Genomic DNA, 17,529 nt, shown 5'->3' with positions numbered 1-17,529 from the left:
TAACGAATTGATTAAAAAAGGAGTACAACAATGGCATTGAAAGAATCATTAATTGAAAATAACTCTATTTTACTAAAAGCGGATGCATCAACTTGGCAAGAGGCGATCAAATTGGGTACAGATATGCTTGTTGCTTCTAAAGCGATTAATCCTTCTTATTATGATGCGATTATTAACTGTGTAAAAACAATGGGGCCTTACATTATTATTGCACCAAATTTTGCGATGCCTCATGCCAGACCGGAAGATGGTGTAAATCGTACTGCTTTTGCTTTAGTGACATTAAATTCTCCAGTCTATTTTGAAGGTGAAGAGCAACCTGTTGATGTGTTAGTTACCTTAGCAGGCAGTACCTCAGATGAGCATATGCAAGGCTTAATGGAAGTCACGCAAATATTAGATGACGAAGACAGCCCAACAGGTATCGATCTTGATAAGTTGAGAGCATGTAATAGCAAAGAAGATGTTTATGCTGTTATTGATAAGGCTTTATTAGGAGACTAATGTTATGTATCAAGCATTAAAAGAAAGAGTATTACAGGCTAACTTAACCTTACCTAAATACCATTTAGTCACTTTTACTTGGGGTAATGTTTCTGAAATTGATCGTGCTAAAGGTGTTATTGCTATTAAACCTTCAGGCGTTGAATACAACAACATGAAAATTGACGATATTGTGGTAGTGTCATTAACGGGTGAAATTGTTGAAGGTAAATTAAATCCGTCTAGTGATACTGCAACCCATATAGAACTTTATAAAGCCTTTGAAAATATTGGTGGTATTGTTCATACACATTCTCGCTACGCAACAGTTTGGGCGCAAGCTGAATTAGATGTTCCAGCTTTGGGTACGACTCATGCCGACTATTTTTATGGTGATGTGCCTTGTACTCGTCGTTTAACTGATAGCGAAATCAATACTGATTACGAAAAAAACACTGGTTTAGTCATCATTGAAGAGTTTAAACGAAGAGGTATTGATCCTACAGCGATGCCGGCAGCCGTTATTTCTGGACACGCTCCATTTTGTTGGGGAAAAAACGCTTCGGATGCTGTACATAATGCTGTGGTTCTTGAAGAAGTAGCCATGATGGCCATATCAACCAGACAACTTAATAAAACAATTAAAATTCAACAAACTTTATCTGATAAACACTATTTTCGTAAGCATGGAGCAAATGCTTATTACGGACAAAAATAGTATTTATAAGGGAGAAATAAAATGACAAAACCAAAATTACAAATTGCATTAGATCAAACAGAATTAGATCCAGCTTTAGCAGTAGCCAAGAACGTAGCTGGATTTGTAGATATTATTGAAGTTGGAACCATTCTTGCCTTTGGCGCAGGTATTAATGGCGTAAAAACTTTAAGAGAAAAGTATCCAAACCATATTTTAGTTTGTGATTTAAAAACCACTGATGGAGGTGCTATTTTAGCAAAAATGGCTTTTTCGGCAGGTGCTGATTGGTTAACTGTTTCAGCTGCCGCTCACATTGCAACAATTGAAGCTTGTAAAAAAGTGGCTGATGAATTTGGGCGTGAAATTCAAATCGAACTTTATGGACATTGGACTTTTGATGATGCAAAAGCATGGCGAAAACTGGGTATCAAACAGGCAATTTATCATCGATCTCGTGATGCTGAATTAGCTGGTGTTGGTTGGGGTGAAGAAGATTTAACTAAAATGCGACAACTTTCTGATTTAGGTTTGGAACTATCAATAACAGGCGGTATTGTCCCTGAAGATATTCATCTGTTTGCGGGTATTAAAACGAAAGCTTTTATTGCTGGACGAGCTTTAGCCAATGAAAATGGTCAAAAAACTGCTCAAGACTTAAGAGAGCAGATTGCTAAATATTGGTAGGGGTGCGCACTAACAGTCGGGAAATCGGCTGTTAGTTTTTTTACCTTAATATTATCGGATCTAAATTATGACAAATAATACAATCAATATAACCAGACAAACTCCATGTATGGGTATTTATGAAAAGGCACTACCTAATACACTTTCTTGGCAACAAAAAATGCTAGAGGCAAAATCTTTAGGATTTGATTTTATCGAACTTTCTATTGATGAGTCTGATGAACGTCAAGCTAGGCTTGATTGGTCTGATGAAGAAATCTATACATTGCGTCATCTATGTGAAGAAAATGGCGTTTTTTTTCACTCAATATGTCTTAGTGCACATCGCAAATATCCGTTTGGTTCTGCTGATGCAACAATCAGAGAACACGCTAAAAGTATTATGTTTAAGGCTATTACCCTTGCTTATAAACTTGGCGTTAGAGTGATTCAATTAGCTGGGTATGATGTTTATTATGAGCCAGCTAACTTACAAACCCATCAACGCTTTATTGCTGGTATGCAATGGTGTGCCAAACAGGCAGAAAAAGTCGGTGTTATGTTAGCTGTTGAAATTATGGATACTAACTATTTGAATTCACTGAGTAAGTTTGAAATTTTAAAAACCGAGATAAATTCACCTTATTTTATGGCCTATCCTGATGTGGGAAACATCTCTGGTTGGAATTATGATGTTAGTACTGAGCTATTGTTAAGCCGTAACCATATTGTTCAAATTCATTTGAAAGATACCTATAAAGTAAAACCCAATTATGCAGGACAGTTTAGAGATTTGGTGATTGGTGAGGGGGAGGTTGATTTTTCAGCAGTATTTAGAACACTTAAATCTATTGATTATTGTGCGCCATTAGTGATTGAAATGTGGGCGAAAGATAATCAGTGGAAAGAAAATATTATTACTGCCCAACAACGTTTAAAATCCATTGCTGGTCAAGCCGATTTTCCACTCTTTAACGCTTAGATTGAAGCATACAAATAAATTCTTATCTTATAATTTGCTTCATCATACTTTAAATGATGAAGCATTAATCCTGTTTTACATAATAATTCACCGAAAAACAGCGCTGCTTATTATGGTAATTATCTGAAAAATATAATTTTTTATACTAATTATCAATAATATAAGTCCTGATGGTCATTGTTGATTAAAAAAGTCTTTGGTATTATTGTGAACATATTTTAACTCAATATGGCCTTTTAATGACTCAATAGGACATTGCCGTTGAGTTTAATTTTTTGTTGTTATCAAATTGTTTTTTTAAAAAAGAGAGAATTTACTGATTTTGAGTATCAAAATGGAAAAATTAGCTTTTTTTAAGCTACCTTTTATTTTTATTGTACTATTTTGTTGCTGTAGTGCTTTTATTTTTAATATTAGATTTAGTATTACCTTTATATCAACCTTTCATGATTATAAATTCTTATGGGGTATATTATATAAACTTGCTCCATATCAACTACTACGTTCAATCCCAGAATGCTTATTGTTATTTGGTATTTCAGCGATCAGTTTATATCGAGTCAATGTTCATCGAGTGACATTTAAAAATATTATATTGTTAATTTTTAATGTCATTATTGTTTGTACAATTAGCTATTTTATCAATGCGATAGCTGAAGCTATTTTTGATAATGTATTAATCAACATGATTAATGTGGCTTCATGGTTGTTTATTTTAGTCTTATGTATTATCCCCAGTGGTCTATTTTACTTATTTTCAGGATTATTTACCTATTTCTATATCAAAGTATTAAATAATTATTTTGATAAAAATAAACAGACTTTCGAACTTACTATAATCAACAGCACTAAAATTCATTTTATTTTGTTTTTAGTATTTTTCTTTTTTATTTTAATTGCTTTTCCTTCTTTTATTTTAGATGTCTTAGTACACAATAGTTACTATTTTATTTCATTTTGGGAGCATATTTTTTTACCAATTTGTTGTTATTTATTTTGTTTATTAGTTGTTATTTTGGTTAGTAAAAATATGTTTACCCAAATGTTTGTTGTATTACAAACGGATAGAATAATTAAGTGTGCTGTCTCCTTAAATATCATTATTTTTATTTTAAATTTTATTTTATGGAAAGTGGCCAATTGGTTAATTTATCATGTGTTATCACAAAATACAGTCATAACATCCATAGTGATCATATTGTTAGGTTCTATATCATTTATTCTATCATGCTTAATGATTCGAAAATTAACTAAGTATTATTTTCATCCATCAGTTAAATATCAGATTAATTTATAGTATTGGTTTTAACATTTGTTGTTGTTTTAAGAATGTATATATCTCTTGTTGCGATTTTAGTGTTCTAATATTTTGTAACATCTCAGATGCTTCTACATAATAGTGCCTTAAATAAGCAAGCCATTGTTTAATGCGAGCAGAATGATAAAGCGGTTTTACATCATCAATAGAAGAACTTGCATAGCGGATTAAAATTTCCAACACTTGCGACCAACTTAAGGCTGGTTGTTTGTTGCGGATCATATTGGCTAGATTGGGGATAGTTAAAATCCCACGTCCCAACATAATGTCTTGCGTTTGACTTTGAGCAATGCATGTTTGTGCATCTTCAATAGAGAAAATTTCACCATTGGCAATTACAGGAATTGTTAGGTTTTGTTTGATTTTAGCTATTGTTTGCCAATCAATTTTATCCGCTTTATAGCCATCCTCTTTGGTTCTGCCATGAATTGCAATTTCATTAGCTCCAGCACATTCAATTGCATTGGCTATTTCATAGCAATGAGATTTATCTGACCAACCTAAGCGAATCTTAACGGATAATATTTCCGAGCAACCAATAGCTTGTCGAACTTGACTAACGATATTAAAAATTTGTTCAGGATATTGTAATAAATAAGCTCCTCCTTGACTGCCAACTACGGTTTTAGCGGGGCAACCAAAATTAATATCAATACCAAATGAACCAAGTTCAATCGCTTTTACTGAATTTTCTGCCATCCATTGTGGTGATTGACCAAGAATTTGCACTCGAATAGGGGTACCTGAAGCAGTCTTGCCTCCATTATGGAGTTCAGGACAAAGGCGATAAAAGGTGCGATTGGATAATTGATGATGCGTGACTCGCACAAATTCTGTTACACAATAATCAAATTGATTAATCTCAGTTAGAATTTGTCTCACTTGATAATCAAGTACCCCCTCCATTGGAGCTAAAATAATTCGGTTATTTTGTTTCATACTGTTTATTGGTCAGTTTGGTGATTACCACAGACAGGGCAATTTGCCTGCTTAGATATAGTAAATTGATTAAATTGCATGTTCATTGTATCAATCATCAATAATCGACCTGATAACGGGCGACCATAATGAGTAAGGATTTTTATTGCTTCTATGGCTTGCATTGAGCCAAACATACCAACTAAAGGCGCCATAACACCGGTTTCAACACAAGTAAGCTGATCATTCCCAAATAGACGACTTAAACAGTGATAACATGGTTCGTTAGGTTGGTAAGTAAATACACTTAGCAAACCTTCCATTCGTATTGCCGCGCCTGAAACTAAAGGTTTCTTTTCTTGAAAACAACAGCGATTAATCTGTTCACGGGTAACTAAGTTATCTGTACAGTCAATAACAATATCATGTTGCTTAATAAGTGAAATAAGATCGCTGTCCTTTAGCTGCTGATTAACCGTTTCAATCACTATATTGGGATTTATATTGGTTAAAGCGTGTTTAGCCACATCAACTTTATTTTGATTAATTGATTTATGGGTATATAAAATCTGACGATTTAAATTTGAAGCCGATATGGTATCAAAATCATTTAAAGTTAACTTACCAATGCCTGATGCAGCTAAATAAAGAGAAACTGAACAACCTAATCCCCCTAATCCAATAATTAATACTGCACTATTTTTTAGAATTTGCTGCTTTTCAATGTCGAAACCCTGCAAAGTTATTTGCCTGTCATAACGAAACAATTCTTGATCGGTAAGCGTTAACATATGAAGTGATTATTGTTGTTGATAATGAAGTGGGTAGTATAACAAAAACTTGGCACAAGGTTGTGCCAAGTTTTAAACTTTATTTGTCAAAACCAGATAGGAATTTTAAATATTCCTCTTTTGTCATAAGAGGTTTGTAATTTGTCATGAGTGTTTGAGCGGTTTGAGCGTCATCATATAGTAGATCAATAATTGTACAAGCCATCATTTGAGCAGGGCGTATATAAGCCATCTCTTCATCAAATACGGTGTAATCTTTACCATGTAAAATCCCTCTAACCGAACCAATCCAAGGATGACTTACTGGCATAATATGTGATAGATCACCCGTATCTGTACTTCCGGTCATATGCGGTGCGATTGAAACGTTTTCTTCACCAATTAAATTTTCAGCGTTTTGCTTTAAAAGATCATTAAGGGTTGAATTATTATGTAACGGTAAATAACCTGGTAAATCTTTAATTTCACAAGTTGCACCAACAGCCATTGCGCCAGCTTTTAATGCTTGATTAATTCTTTCATTGGCATCAATCATGGCTGGAACATTGCCCGCTCGTACATAGCTTTCCATTCTTACATCGCTTGGTACAACATTCACCAAATCACCGCCTTGGGTAATAATTGGATGGAATCGAATGTAATCTTTTTCTTGAAATGTTTCACGAATAGCATGAACGCCCATCATTCCCATCATTGCTGCATTTAAAGCATTTACTCCTGCATGAGGGGCTGCAGCAGCATGGGCTGCTTCACCTTTATATTTAATTAACTTACCGATAAAGCCATTACTTGTTGTTGAAATTTCTATAAAACCGTCTTGGCGTTCATTTGGTACACTCGTTAAATGTATCTGTAACGCCATATCAACATCATCAAAATCACCACGTGAAATTAATTCTGGTTTACCGCCAATGTATTTGATTTTACCTTCTTCAATTAATCGATTGCGATAGGTTATTTCAACATATTCTTCTGCTGGGACAGCAAATGGTACCACATCACCGGCTAAAAATTGCATCGCACCTGAGTCAATTAATCCCATAGTAACCGCCATCATATTAGCGATTTGTGCATTATGACCACAACAGTGAGCTGCTCCAGATGTCTCATCCGCAGCAGGGTGGTCGGCACAAATAATTGCATCAAGTTCTCCAATAACTGCGATGCTGTATTTGCTTCCTTTACCACCTTTAAGACGACCTTTAACTCCTGTGAGTGCTAATTTATTTTTAAAAGGAACACCCAATTTTTCAAAAGCATCTTCTACTTTTTTAGCTGTTTTGTGTTCTTTATAGCCAAGCTCTGGTTCGGACCAAATCGCTTCAGCAATTGATTTGATGTCTGCTTTTCGGTTTGCAATCGCGTCACAAACTTTTTTCTTTAGTTCTTCTTTAGTCATAAATTAAATCCTTATCTAAATTAGATAACGCCTTCCCAATGCAAAGTGACTTGAGCAATTAAGGCTGCAAAAATAAACGTACCCGAGAACACAGCCAAAGATACGGGAATAATGCGCCAAGAGATATTTTTAAATAGTGCAAGATCTTTACCTATGGCGAGTCCTGCATAAGCAAGTACTGGTGTACAGACTGCAAGTAGCGAAACTTGATCTGTAATTGCAACCAATTTTGTATGGTATGGGAATATTGGTGAGGAAACTACGGCTGCAACAACCGATATCCATAAAATTACTGGAAATTTTTTAAGTCCGGGTAACTTACTTAGTAATAATCCTACAATAGAAATGACCACTAAAATGAACAATGCTTCAAGTGACAGCATAAAATCAATTTTATATCCTACTGTGTTGCCAGCTGCCATGATAATCGCCACTAAAATAAGTACAAAAATTGTTTCTAAAATCTTCATTATCGGATCCTTATTTATTGCGTCGAATACGGGCTAATGTGTTATACATAAAAGAAGCAAAAGGTAAAGAAAAGAGCGTATAAATATATATCCCAACCATACCAGACATTAAATTTGCTGTTGTTGCGTAAGCATTAATATTTTCTGATAAATCTGGGTATAAATCACTTATTGGAGCAAGTGATGCTGCCATCATGCTTCCACTCCCCACACCTGCTCCCATGGCTAAAGCATAAGGATGAAAAATATCCAAATGAGCCATTAGACTAGCAAGAATACTCATCCAAATCGCGCCATAAAGGGTACCACATATATACATAGCCATTACCCCCCGACCTTCTGGTGAATCTAAACCATATTTATCTGCTACAATGGCTATATTGGGTTCGCGAGCGACGGAATAGGTTGCCCCAACAGCCTCTCGTTTCATACCTAATAGCATTGCTAATGGCAACCCAAGTAAAATTGTTCCAGCAAAATGACCTAATTCTTGAAAAATTAGAGCTAATTTAGCATCTTCTAAAATCATATCAATTTTCGGACCTACCGCTACACCAAGTTTTGCAACAAGTAACATTAATGTAACCATCATAACGATACTTGCATTTTGCATATTTTTATTGGTGAGTATTTTAAGCTTTGGCAAACTAATGATTCCGCCAAAAACCATCGCATATAACATTGGGTAAACGGCAATAATCCATATCGATTGCTTGCCAATAAGTTCACAACTAATTACTACTAAAAGTGCAATTATATGCAATTTAAAGTCTCGTAAAACCTCCATTCCTGCTCCTTTTTTTAATTGTTATCTATTTTTATATTAATGTTGCCCCTAAGGTATTTTGAAAGTGTTTTAAAGCCCATTGATGGCCAATAGGATCAAAGCTTGCAACTGCATTTTGATGAATCACTATTTTATAACCTAAGTTATAGGCATCTACGGCTGTATGTAAAATGCAAATATCCGTACAAACACCAATTAAATGGATTTCGGTAATATGTCTTTCGCGTAAACGTAGATCGAGATCTGTACCACAAAATGCCGAATAATGGCGTTTGTTGATCCAGTATATATTGGTTGAATTTTGATGTCTTTGATAAAGTTGATGTAAATCACCGAATAATTGTTGTCCAACAGTTCCAACAATATTATGAGGTGGAAAAAGTACATTTTCAGGGTGATATTTATCTGTCGGATCGTGGGCATCAATTGCGAAAACGATAAATTGATTATTTTTAATAAATGATTCAGTTATGTTTAACATTTCTGATTCAATTTGTTGACCGGCTGAGCCTGTAGTTAAAGCGCCTTCATTCGCAATGAAATCATTTGTATAGTCAATTGAAATTAAAGCTTTCATATCAAGTTAATAATATTTAAATAATACTTAAGCTTATTAATAAATATTTGATATTACAAGTTAATAAAACAAACATTTTTCAAGTACAACTAAATAATTAGCGTTTAGATTAATTATCTTATTGAATTTAAATGAAATTATAAAAAGATATATAAAGTAAAATTATTATCATAAATCGAGTATAAATAAAATAAATAGTGATTATTTTAAAACATGGTCTTTATACCCTGATAAATTGCTCTATAATAATTATTATTTTCGACAATTGTACACAGGATATATTTAATGAGAACAATTTATTGCGGACAATTAAACGCAAGTTATGTTAATCAAGAAGTTACACTATGTGGATGGGTTAATAAACGCCGAGACTTAGGCGGAATGATTTTTATTGATATGCGTGATCGTGAAGGAATTGTGCAAGTTTTTTTTGATCCTGATTATCCGCAAGCATATCAATTAGCTGGCGAGTTACGTAATGAATTTTGTATTCAAATTAAAGGAAAGGTAAGAGCCAGACCTGAAGGTCAAATTAATAAAGATATGGCAACCGGTGAGGTTGAAATTTTAGCGACCGAACTTACTATTTTCAATCGTAGTGATGTATTACCTCTGGATTTTAATCAAAATAATAGTGAAGAACAGCGTTTAAAATATCGATATATAGATTTACGCCGCCCAGAAATGACCTCAATCTTTAAAACTCGTGCAAAAATTACCGCATTTGTTCGTTCATTTATGAATGAGAATGGTTTTTTAGATATTGAAACCCCTATGTTGACCAAAGCTACACCAGAGGGTGCTCGCGACTATTTGGTCCCAAGTCGAATCCATAAAGGTGAATTTTATGCATTACCACAATCACCACAATTATTTAAGCAATTACTTATGATGTCTGGGTTTGATCGTTATTATCAAATTGTTAAATGTTTTCGTGATGAAGATTTACGAGCCGATCGTCAGCCAGAATTTACACAGATAGATGTGGAAACTTCATTTATGACAGCAGAACAAGTGCGTGAAATCATGGAAAAAATGATACGCGAACTTTGGTTGCATGTTAAAAGTGTTGATTTAGGCAAATTTCCGATTATGACTTTTAGCGAGGCAATGCGTCGTTATGGTAGTGATAAACCAGATCTACGTAATCCACTTGAAATTATTGATGTAGCTGATTTGGTTAAAGATGTCGATTTTAAAGTATTTTCAACTCCAGCAAATGATCCTAAAGGTCGAGTAGCGTTGCTTTGCGTGCCAAATGGCGCTCAATTAACCCGTAAACAATTAGACGAATATACGCAGTTTATTTCTGTTTATGGTGCAAAAGGTATGGCTTGGATCAAAGTCAATGAACGCAGTAAAGGTTTAGAGGGTATACAAAGCCCAATCTCTAAATTCTTTAATGAGTCGCAAATGGAAGCGTTGCTAAACCGGGCTAATGCAAAAGACGGTGATATTTTGTTATTTGGTGCTGATAGTTATAAAGTTGTTAGCGATGCATTAGGTGCATTACGTTTGAAAGTTGGCAAGGATTTATGCCTAACCGATGAAAACAAATGGGCGGTACTTTGGGTTGTTGATTTTCCAATGTTTGAAGAAACCGATGAAGGTTTAAGTGCTATGCATCATCCGTTTACTTCACCAAAAGATTACACACCTGAAGAGTTAATTAACAATCCTCAAAATGCAGTAGCAAATGCTTATGATATGGTGATCAATGGTTATGAAGTTGGTGGGGGATCAGTACGTATTCATCGTAGTGAAATGCAACAAGCGGTATTTTCAATATTAGGAATTGGTGAACAAGATCAACGTGAAAAATTTGGCTTCTTACTCGATGCATTAAAATATGGTACGCCGCCTCATGCAGGTTTAGCTTTTGGATTAGATAGATTAAGTATGTTGCTCTCAGGAACAGATAATATTCGCGATGTAATTGCATTTCCTAAAACAACAGCGGCAACGTGTTTACTTACTGATGCACCAAGTCCAGCAAATTCTGCTGCATTAATGGAACTTGGTATTGAAGTCGCTAAAAAATAACAATATTTAGATGCGAGAATATAAAAAACCTGAGTCGGTTCTGGTGGTGATTTACTGCCAGACAACCAATCGTTACCTTATGTTACAACGCAAAGATGATCCATTATTTTGGCAATCAGTAACAGGTAGCATGGAGACAGATGAATTGCCACGTCAAACAGCAATTCGTGAAGTTTTAGAAGAAACAGGCATTGATATTATAAAGGAAAATCTTGAACTAATTGATGCTAACTATACGGTTGAATTTGAGATTTTCCCACAGTTTCGACATAGATATTCGCCAGAAGTTAAAATAAATAAAGAACATTGGTTTTATTTGCCTCTTGCTAAAGAAGTAATTCCAGTTCTAACCGAGCACTTAGCTTATCAATGGCTAACTATGGGAGATGCAGCTGACCTAACTGTTTCGCCTAATAATAGTCAGGCTATAAGTAAAATTAACAACTTTCTTAAATTGAGTTAAGAGGTAAAAAATGAAATTAAGCCAGTATATCATTGTATTTTTTTGTTTACTTTTTTCGATAACGTGCAGTTATGCCGAAATCAATATTGAAAAATGTAAAACAAATGAAAGTGATTATATTATTTTTGATGAATATGATTCTCAAATTGCTGAAAAAATAATTGATTATAAATTACATAACCAACCGGAAAAGCGAGAAAGTAGTATTATCAAAATATTTGCTAATGAAAATAGTGATGATCGTAATTATTGGTTAGCTTCTTTCCAATTTGATGATCAGACTCAACAATATCTATTTTACCAAGTTGAACCCGACACATTTATCGAAATTGATAAAAACCAATTTGAAGCTTTACTACCTAAAATTGTAGAGTGTAATCAAAATAAACAAACACCCATTTACAGTGAAAATTTTGATGAAGACTAATTACGATTAAAGAGATAACCACTTTAAGGATTAAAAGGTACCTTTACATATGATCTATAAAAGATTAATAAGTAATAGAGAGTGATAATAAATGAACTTTTCTGATTTTCGTGAATTTTTAGATTATCTTGAACAACAAGGCGAATTAAAAAGAATTACTTATCCTGTTAATCCTTATCTTGAAATGACAGAAATTGCCGATCGGGTATTACGTAATGAAGGACCAGCCTTATTGTTTGAAAATCCGATTGGTTATGATATGCCAGTCTTGTGTAATTTATTCGGTACGGCTAAACGCGTGGCTATGGGAATGGGACGCGAAGACACTTCGGCTTTGCGTGAAATTGGGGAATTGTTAGCGTTTTTACGCGAGCCCGATCCACCTAAAGGCATTCGCCAATTTTTTAATGTATTACCTAAATATAAACAAATTTTAAATATGCCAGTTAAACAACGATCTTCAGCATCCTGTCAAGAGATGGTCTTTGAAAATGATGAAGTTGATTTAACCCGTTTGCCCATTATGCACTGTTGGCCCGAGGATGTTGCACCTTTATTATCTTGGGGATTGACTATTACCAAAGGTCCTTATAAAGATCGACAAAATATCGGTATTTATCGCTTACAGCTCTTAGGTAATAATAAATTAATTATGCGCTGGTTATCACATCGTGGTGGTGCGCTGGATTTTGCTGAGTGGCAACAAGCACATCCTAACGAAAAATTTCCAGTTAGCGTTGCAATTGGCGCTGATCCTGCGACCATTTTAGCTGCGGTCACACCCGTACCCGATACTTTACCTGAATATGCTTTTGCAGGACTGTTACGGGGGAAACGAACAGAAGTAATTAAATCATTATCCAACGATTTGGATGTACCAGCAACGGCTGAAATTATTCTTGAAGGTTACATTGACCCTAATGAGTTAGCACAGGAGGGGCCTTATGGCGATCATACTGGTTATTATAATGAAATTGAACAATTTCCAGTCTTTACTGTAACCCATATAACACATCGTAAAGATGCTATTTATCATTCAACTTATACTGGGCGACCACCTGATGAACCTGCAGTTATGGGACTTGCATTAAATGAAGTGTTTATTCCAATTTTGCAAAAACAATTTCCTGAAATTGTGGATTTCTATTTACCACCGGAGGGATGCTCATATCGTATTGCTATTGTTACTATAAGAAAGCAATATCCTGGGCATGCCAAGCGTGTAATGATGGGTGTATGGTCTTATTTACGTCAATTTATGTACACTAAATTTGTGATTGTTTGTGATGATGATATTAATGCTCGAGACTGGAAAGATGTCATGTGGGCAATTTCAACACGTATGGATCCACATCGTGATACGACTTTTATCGACAATACTCCGATTGATTATTTAGATTTTGCTTCACCTATTTCTGGGTTGGGTTCTAAAATGGGGTTAGATGCAACCAATAAATGGGAAGGTGAAACCAGTCGAGAATGGGGGAAAATAATAAAAAAAGAACCCAAAATTGTTGCCCATATTGATGAAATTTGGGACAAACTTGGAATATCATGAATTAAATATTGCAAGTGAAAAATAATTATAGTTAAAATTAGGTACTGTAGATAAATGAATCAATAAAATAAAAACTATTTTTTTTTAGATGGTTATGTATAATTATCGACCATGACATGGTAATAAAAAATTTATGAAAAAATTTCAAATCTTATTAGTACTAGTTTTATCCATCTCTTATGGTGCTTTGGCAAATGAAACTAAAGTGCAATCAGATACGGATCTACAAGTTGCCGAACCTGGGGCATTGATTCCTTCTTTGCGTGTATCTGCTGAAAACGGGAATGCTGAGGCACAATATTCTCTGGGTACTATTTATAAACAAGGATTAGGTGTTGAAATTAGCGATATCAGAGCACTATTCTGGTATAAAAAAGCCGCAGAGCAAGGTTTAGCGAAAGCACAAAATAATTTGGCCTATATGTATCAAAACGGTTTGGGGACCATTGCTGATCCATATGAAGCGTTCAAATATTACAAACTTGCTGCAGATCAAGATTATGCATTAGCCAAATATAATTTAGGCTTAATGTATAAAAATGGTGAGGGCACCGACAAAAATCCATCAAGTGCGGTTAACTACTTTGTTGAAGCGGGTAATCAAGGTGTTTTAGATGCTTATCTAAACCTAGGCATTATGTATTTTTTTGGTGATGGTGTCCAACAAGATCGTATGCTGGCTGCAGATTGGTTCAGTAAAGCAGCGACAGAAAGTAATCCAGAAGCCCAATACTATTTGGGATTGATGTCAGAGCATGGTGATGGGTTGACTAAAGATTATGTCGCGGCTATCTATTTTTATACTCAAGCAGCTACACAAGGTCATGTGCTTGCCATGTATAATTTAGGTATCATGTACGCAACGGGCACGGGTACTAAACCTGATAATGTACAGGCAGCAAATTGGTTTACTAAAGCTGCGGAAGCCGGTAATGCTGATGCTCAATATAATATTGGGGTTATGTATGATGTAGGTGGAGGCGTTTCAAAAGATATTGCAAAAGCCATTGAATGGTATATCAAAGCGGCTGAACAGGGTAGTGTTGATGCTCAATATAATCTCGCTATTAAATATTTAGATGGGGAAGGAATAGAAAAAAATATTAATAAAGCAATATATTGGTTTACTAAAGCGAGTGAGCAAGGAGACCAAGATGCTAAAGCTTATTTAGATGAATTATTAGAAAAATAAAAAGAGCAATTGCTCTTTTTATTTTTTTGCTGTTTTCAACTATCCCGAGTTACGCATACCTGCAGCGATACCAGAAATGGTGATCATTAATCCTTGTTCAACGTTACTATTTTCATCCTCATTTCGATTACGGGAACGACTTAATAATTCAGCCTGTAATAAATTTAGTGGCTCAATGTAGGTATTACGTAATGCAACAGATTCTGCAATCCATGGTAGATCAGCCATCAAACTGATATCATCGGTGATAGTAAGTACCGTGTTGATATCTTGAGTTAAAAGATTTCTTAATTCTTCTCCCAACGGCCACAAGGCTGGATCGACAAGTCTTTGCTCATAATATTCATGGATATTTGGTGCTGCTTTAGCATACACCATTTCGAGCATACCTAAACGTGCATTAAAGAAAGGCCAATTATGATACATGTCTTTAAGTAGATTTTTGTTACCTTCTTCGATAATTTGTTTAAGTGCTGTTCCTGCACCAAGCCAAGAGGGAACCATCAAACGATTTTGTGTCCAAGCAAAAATCCATGGAATGGCTCTTAAACTTTCAATACCGCCACCTGTTCGTCTTTTTTGTGGACGAGAACCGAGTGGTAATCTACCCAATTCAGTTTCTGGGGTTACTGCTCTAAAATAATCAACAAATTCAGAACGTTCACGAATGTAACTACGATAACAACGACAAGAGATATCAGACATTTCGTCCATAATATCTCGCCAGTCCTGTTTAGGTTCAGGTGGTGGTAATAAATTTGCTTGCAAAATGGCTGATGCGTATAACATCAAACTACTGAGAGCCACTTCGGGTAAACCGAGTTTAAAACGAATCATTTCACCTTGTTCGGTGACTCGAAGTCCTCCTTTTAATGATCCTGGGGGTTGTGACAATAATGCAGCATGTGCAGGGGCACCCCCACGACCAATTGAACCACCACGGCCATGAAATAAAACTAAATTAATATTATATTTTTCGAATAATTTAACTAACTCTTCTTGTGAACGATACTGAGCCCATGATGCAGCAAGCGTTCCAGCGTCTTTAGCTGAATCAGAATAGCCGATCATGACCATCTGCTTACCATTAATTTTTTCGCGATACCATGGAATATCAAGCAGTTTTTGCATAACTGTCTTGGCATTATTTAAATCGTCTAAGGTTTCAAATAATGGTGCTACAGGAATCACTTTTTGACAGTCAACTATTTTTAATAGTAAGTAAACAGCCAAGATATCTGAAGGCGCTTTGGCCATTGAGATCACATATGAAGCAATGGACTCTTCACCTGCTTTTTTTATAACTCGACAGGTATCCAAAACTTCTTGAACCATTTCATTTGGTTGCCAATGGTAAGGTAACAGTGGACGATTTGATTGAAGTTCAGTTAACAAAAAAGCTTGTTTTTCTTCTTCTGACCACTCTGCATAACTGCCTAAGTTAAGTTCTTTGGTTAATGCATCCAGTGCTTCAGTGTGCACTGAACTATCTTGACGAATGTCTAATCTAACCAGTTGCAGACCGAAACTTTTTATACGTCGTAAAGTATCAAGCAATGGTCCGTGTGCAATCGTTGACATGCCATTTTCGATTAATGATTCATAACACGTATAGAGTGGCATCCACAATTGTTCGTTTTTAATTAAAATATCCGCTGGAGGTAATACTTGTTCGTTATTTAATAATGATACTATAAAACTGTGGGTTTTTACTAAACGTGCGCGCAATTGTTTCATTACCGCGCGATAAGGTTCAGTTGCTGTTTTATTATTTTCATCTAATAGATTGATGACAGATTGACTGCACTCAGTCATGGATAATTCACGAACCAGAATTTGAATGTCTGCTAAAAAAAGCTCAATTGCTTTTAATCTGGCTTGCAACATGACTTTTTCAGTCACTTTTGCTGTTACATTAGGGTTGCCATCGCGATCACCACCCATCCACGAAGTAAATTTAATTGGAACGTGCTCAACAGATAATTGTTCATTAAAAGCATCGACTAACTGATCATTAAATTCACGCAAGAAAAGCGGTACACCTTCCCAAAGACTATCTTCAATAACCGAAAAGCCCCATTTAGCTTCATCAAGTGGTGTTGGTCTTTTTTTACGAATCTCATCGGTGTACCATGCTTGACAAACTAACTGTTTTAAACGGCGCATAATTCGCTCTATTTCATAATCAGCTAAATCGTCATGATCAAGTTGCGATAAACAGTTATTAATCGCAGTATAAGTATTTATCATGGTTCGACGATTGATCTCTGTAGGGTGGGCAGTTAACACAAGTTCAATCGAAAGGTCATTAATGGCTTGAGTAATCGTCTGATTTGAGAAGTTAAGATTTTTTAACGTACTAAACAGTTCTGTCATTTTTTTGGGACTGCTTGATGCTTCACCATGTGGGGATATTCCATAATATTCTGCCGCGGTGTTAACTAAATTCAAGAACTGATTAAATGCACGAGCCACATGTAATAAATCTTCATCGTTAAGATTTTCAATTAATTTAAGTAATTTATTATGAGCTTGCTTATTACCTTGTTGAGCTGATTTTGATAATTGTCTGATTTGTTCAACTAAATCAAAAGTATCATTGCCTGCTGCCCGTTTAATTGCATCACCTAGTAAAGTACCTAGCATATTGACGTTGCTTCGCATAGAGGAATATTCACTGTTCATTATCTTCTCGTTTTTATCTTTATTAAGTCAAAACAAACTTTAAGCTGCCTAATGAGCATGACAATTTAAAGGT

The 17,529-nt window shown here is 35.1% G+C and carries 17 protein-coding genes; 10 read left to right on the top strand and 7 right to left on the bottom strand.

All coding sequences use genetic code 11. The features are described 5' to 3' along the window. Window positions 1-30: 30 nt before the first annotated feature. The 5 genes from A9G17_RS05425 to A9G17_RS05405 all read left to right on the top strand — a co-directional run bounded on the left by A9G17_RS05425 (window position 31) and on the right by A9G17_RS05405 (window position 4,125). Window positions 31-504, top strand: coding sequence for a PTS sugar transporter subunit IIA (locus A9G17_RS05425; RefSeq protein WP_039128080.1), 474 nt, complete (start codon window positions 31-33; stop codon window positions 502-504). Between the two features lie 4 nt (window positions 505-508). Beyond that, window positions 509-1,201, top strand: coding sequence for an L-ribulose-5-phosphate 4-epimerase (locus A9G17_RS05420; RefSeq protein ID WP_025316472.1), 693 nt, complete (start codon window positions 509-511; stop codon window positions 1,199-1,201). Window positions 1,202-1,222: 21 nt separating this feature from the next. Further along, window positions 1,223-1,867 carry a 3-keto-L-gulonate-6-phosphate decarboxylase UlaD gene (locus tag A9G17_RS05415; protein ID WP_065737844.1) on the top strand — a complete coding sequence of 215 codons (645 nt, stop codon included), beginning with the start codon at window positions 1,223-1,225 and terminating at the stop codon, window positions 1,865-1,867. A 67-nt stretch (window positions 1,868-1,934) separates the two neighbouring features. Beyond that, entirely contained in the window at window positions 1,935-2,828 is an 894-nt protein-coding gene (locus A9G17_RS05410) for an L-ribulose-5-phosphate 3-epimerase (RefSeq protein WP_065737843.1), read from the top strand. Window positions 2,829-3,162: 334 nt separating this feature from the next. Beyond that, window positions 3,163-4,125 carry a hypothetical protein gene (locus A9G17_RS05405; RefSeq protein WP_065737842.1) on the top strand — a complete coding sequence of 321 codons (963 nt, stop codon included), beginning with the start codon at window positions 3,163-3,165 and terminating at the stop codon, window positions 4,123-4,125. Here the strand turns inward: A9G17_RS05405 and dusC are convergent. From dusC to A9G17_RS05375, 6 genes are all read right to left on the bottom strand, one after another. Next, window positions 4,120-5,085, bottom strand: coding sequence for a tRNA dihydrouridine(16) synthase DusC (gene dusC / locus A9G17_RS05400; protein WP_065737841.1), 966 nt, complete (start codon window positions 5,083-5,085; stop codon window positions 4,120-4,122). The genes A9G17_RS05405 and dusC overlap by 6 nt on opposite strands. A 5-nt stretch (window positions 5,086-5,090) precedes the next feature. Then, entirely contained in the window at window positions 5,091-5,855 is a 765-nt protein-coding gene (locus A9G17_RS05395) for a molybdopterin-synthase adenylyltransferase MoeB (RefSeq protein ID WP_065737840.1), read from the bottom strand. Window positions 5,856-5,934: 79 nt separating this feature from the next. Beyond that, window positions 5,935-7,254 carry an amidohydrolase gene (locus A9G17_RS05390; RefSeq protein ID WP_065737839.1) on the bottom strand — a complete coding sequence of 440 codons (1,320 nt, stop codon included), beginning with the start codon at window positions 7,252-7,254 and terminating at the stop codon, window positions 5,935-5,937. Window positions 7,255-7,274: 20 nt separating this feature from the next. Beyond that, window positions 7,275-7,724 (bottom strand): hypothetical protein, encoded by a 450-nt coding sequence (locus A9G17_RS05385; protein WP_065737838.1) that lies wholly within the window; start codon window positions 7,722-7,724, stop codon window positions 7,275-7,277. A gap of 10 nt (window positions 7,725-7,734) precedes the next feature. Then, window positions 7,735-8,511: a DUF3100 domain-containing protein gene (locus A9G17_RS05380; protein WP_065737837.1), complete on the bottom strand. Its 777-nt coding sequence runs from the start codon at window positions 8,509-8,511 to the stop codon at window positions 7,735-7,737. A gap of 31 nt (window positions 8,512-8,542) precedes the next feature. After that, window positions 8,543-9,088: a cysteine hydrolase family protein gene (locus A9G17_RS05375; protein WP_065737836.1), complete on the bottom strand. Its 546-nt coding sequence runs from the start codon at window positions 9,086-9,088 to the stop codon at window positions 8,543-8,545. A 285-nt stretch (window positions 9,089-9,373) separates the two neighbouring features. Between A9G17_RS05375 and aspS the strand changes: the two genes are divergently transcribed. From aspS to A9G17_RS05350, 5 genes are all read left to right on the top strand, one after another. After that, window positions 9,374-11,131 carry an aspartate--tRNA ligase gene (gene aspS, locus A9G17_RS05370; protein ID WP_065737835.1) on the top strand — a complete coding sequence of 586 codons (1,758 nt, stop codon included), beginning with the start codon at window positions 9,374-9,376 and terminating at the stop codon, window positions 11,129-11,131. Between the two features lie 10 nt (window positions 11,132-11,141). Next, a complete protein-coding gene (nudB, locus tag A9G17_RS05365; protein WP_081301689.1) occupies window positions 11,142-11,594 on the top strand; it encodes a dihydroneopterin triphosphate diphosphatase in 453 nt (150 codons plus the stop codon). 10 nt (window positions 11,595-11,604) lie between these two features. Beyond that, entirely contained in the window at window positions 11,605-12,021 is a 417-nt protein-coding gene (locus tag A9G17_RS05360; protein ID WP_065737833.1) for a hypothetical protein, read from the top strand. A 91-nt stretch (window positions 12,022-12,112) separates the two neighbouring features. After that, window positions 12,113-13,579, top strand: coding sequence for a 4-hydroxy-3-polyprenylbenzoate decarboxylase (ubiD, locus tag A9G17_RS05355; RefSeq protein WP_065737832.1), 1,467 nt, complete (start codon window positions 12,113-12,115; stop codon window positions 13,577-13,579). 133 nt (window positions 13,580-13,712) lie between these two features. Next, window positions 13,713-14,771: an SEL1-like repeat protein gene (locus A9G17_RS05350; protein WP_065737831.1), complete on the top strand. Its 1,059-nt coding sequence runs from the start codon at window positions 13,713-13,715 to the stop codon at window positions 14,769-14,771. A 39-nt stretch (window positions 14,772-14,810) separates the two neighbouring features. Here the strand turns inward: A9G17_RS05350 and ppc are convergent, their stop codons facing one another. After that, window positions 14,811-17,456 carry a phosphoenolpyruvate carboxylase gene (gene ppc / locus A9G17_RS05345; RefSeq protein ID WP_065737830.1) on the bottom strand — a complete coding sequence of 882 codons (2,646 nt, stop codon included), beginning with the start codon at window positions 17,454-17,456 and terminating at the stop codon, window positions 14,811-14,813. Window positions 17,457-17,529: the final 73 nt, after the last annotated feature.

Source organism: Gilliamella sp. wkB7 (genome assembly GCF_001693435.1).
GTDB classification, from domain to species: Bacteria; Pseudomonadota; Gammaproteobacteria; order Enterobacterales; family Orbaceae; genus Gilliamella; species Gilliamella apicola_N.
Note: the sequence above shows the minus strand (reverse complement) of the source record. Positions and strands in the feature narration are given on the sequence as shown.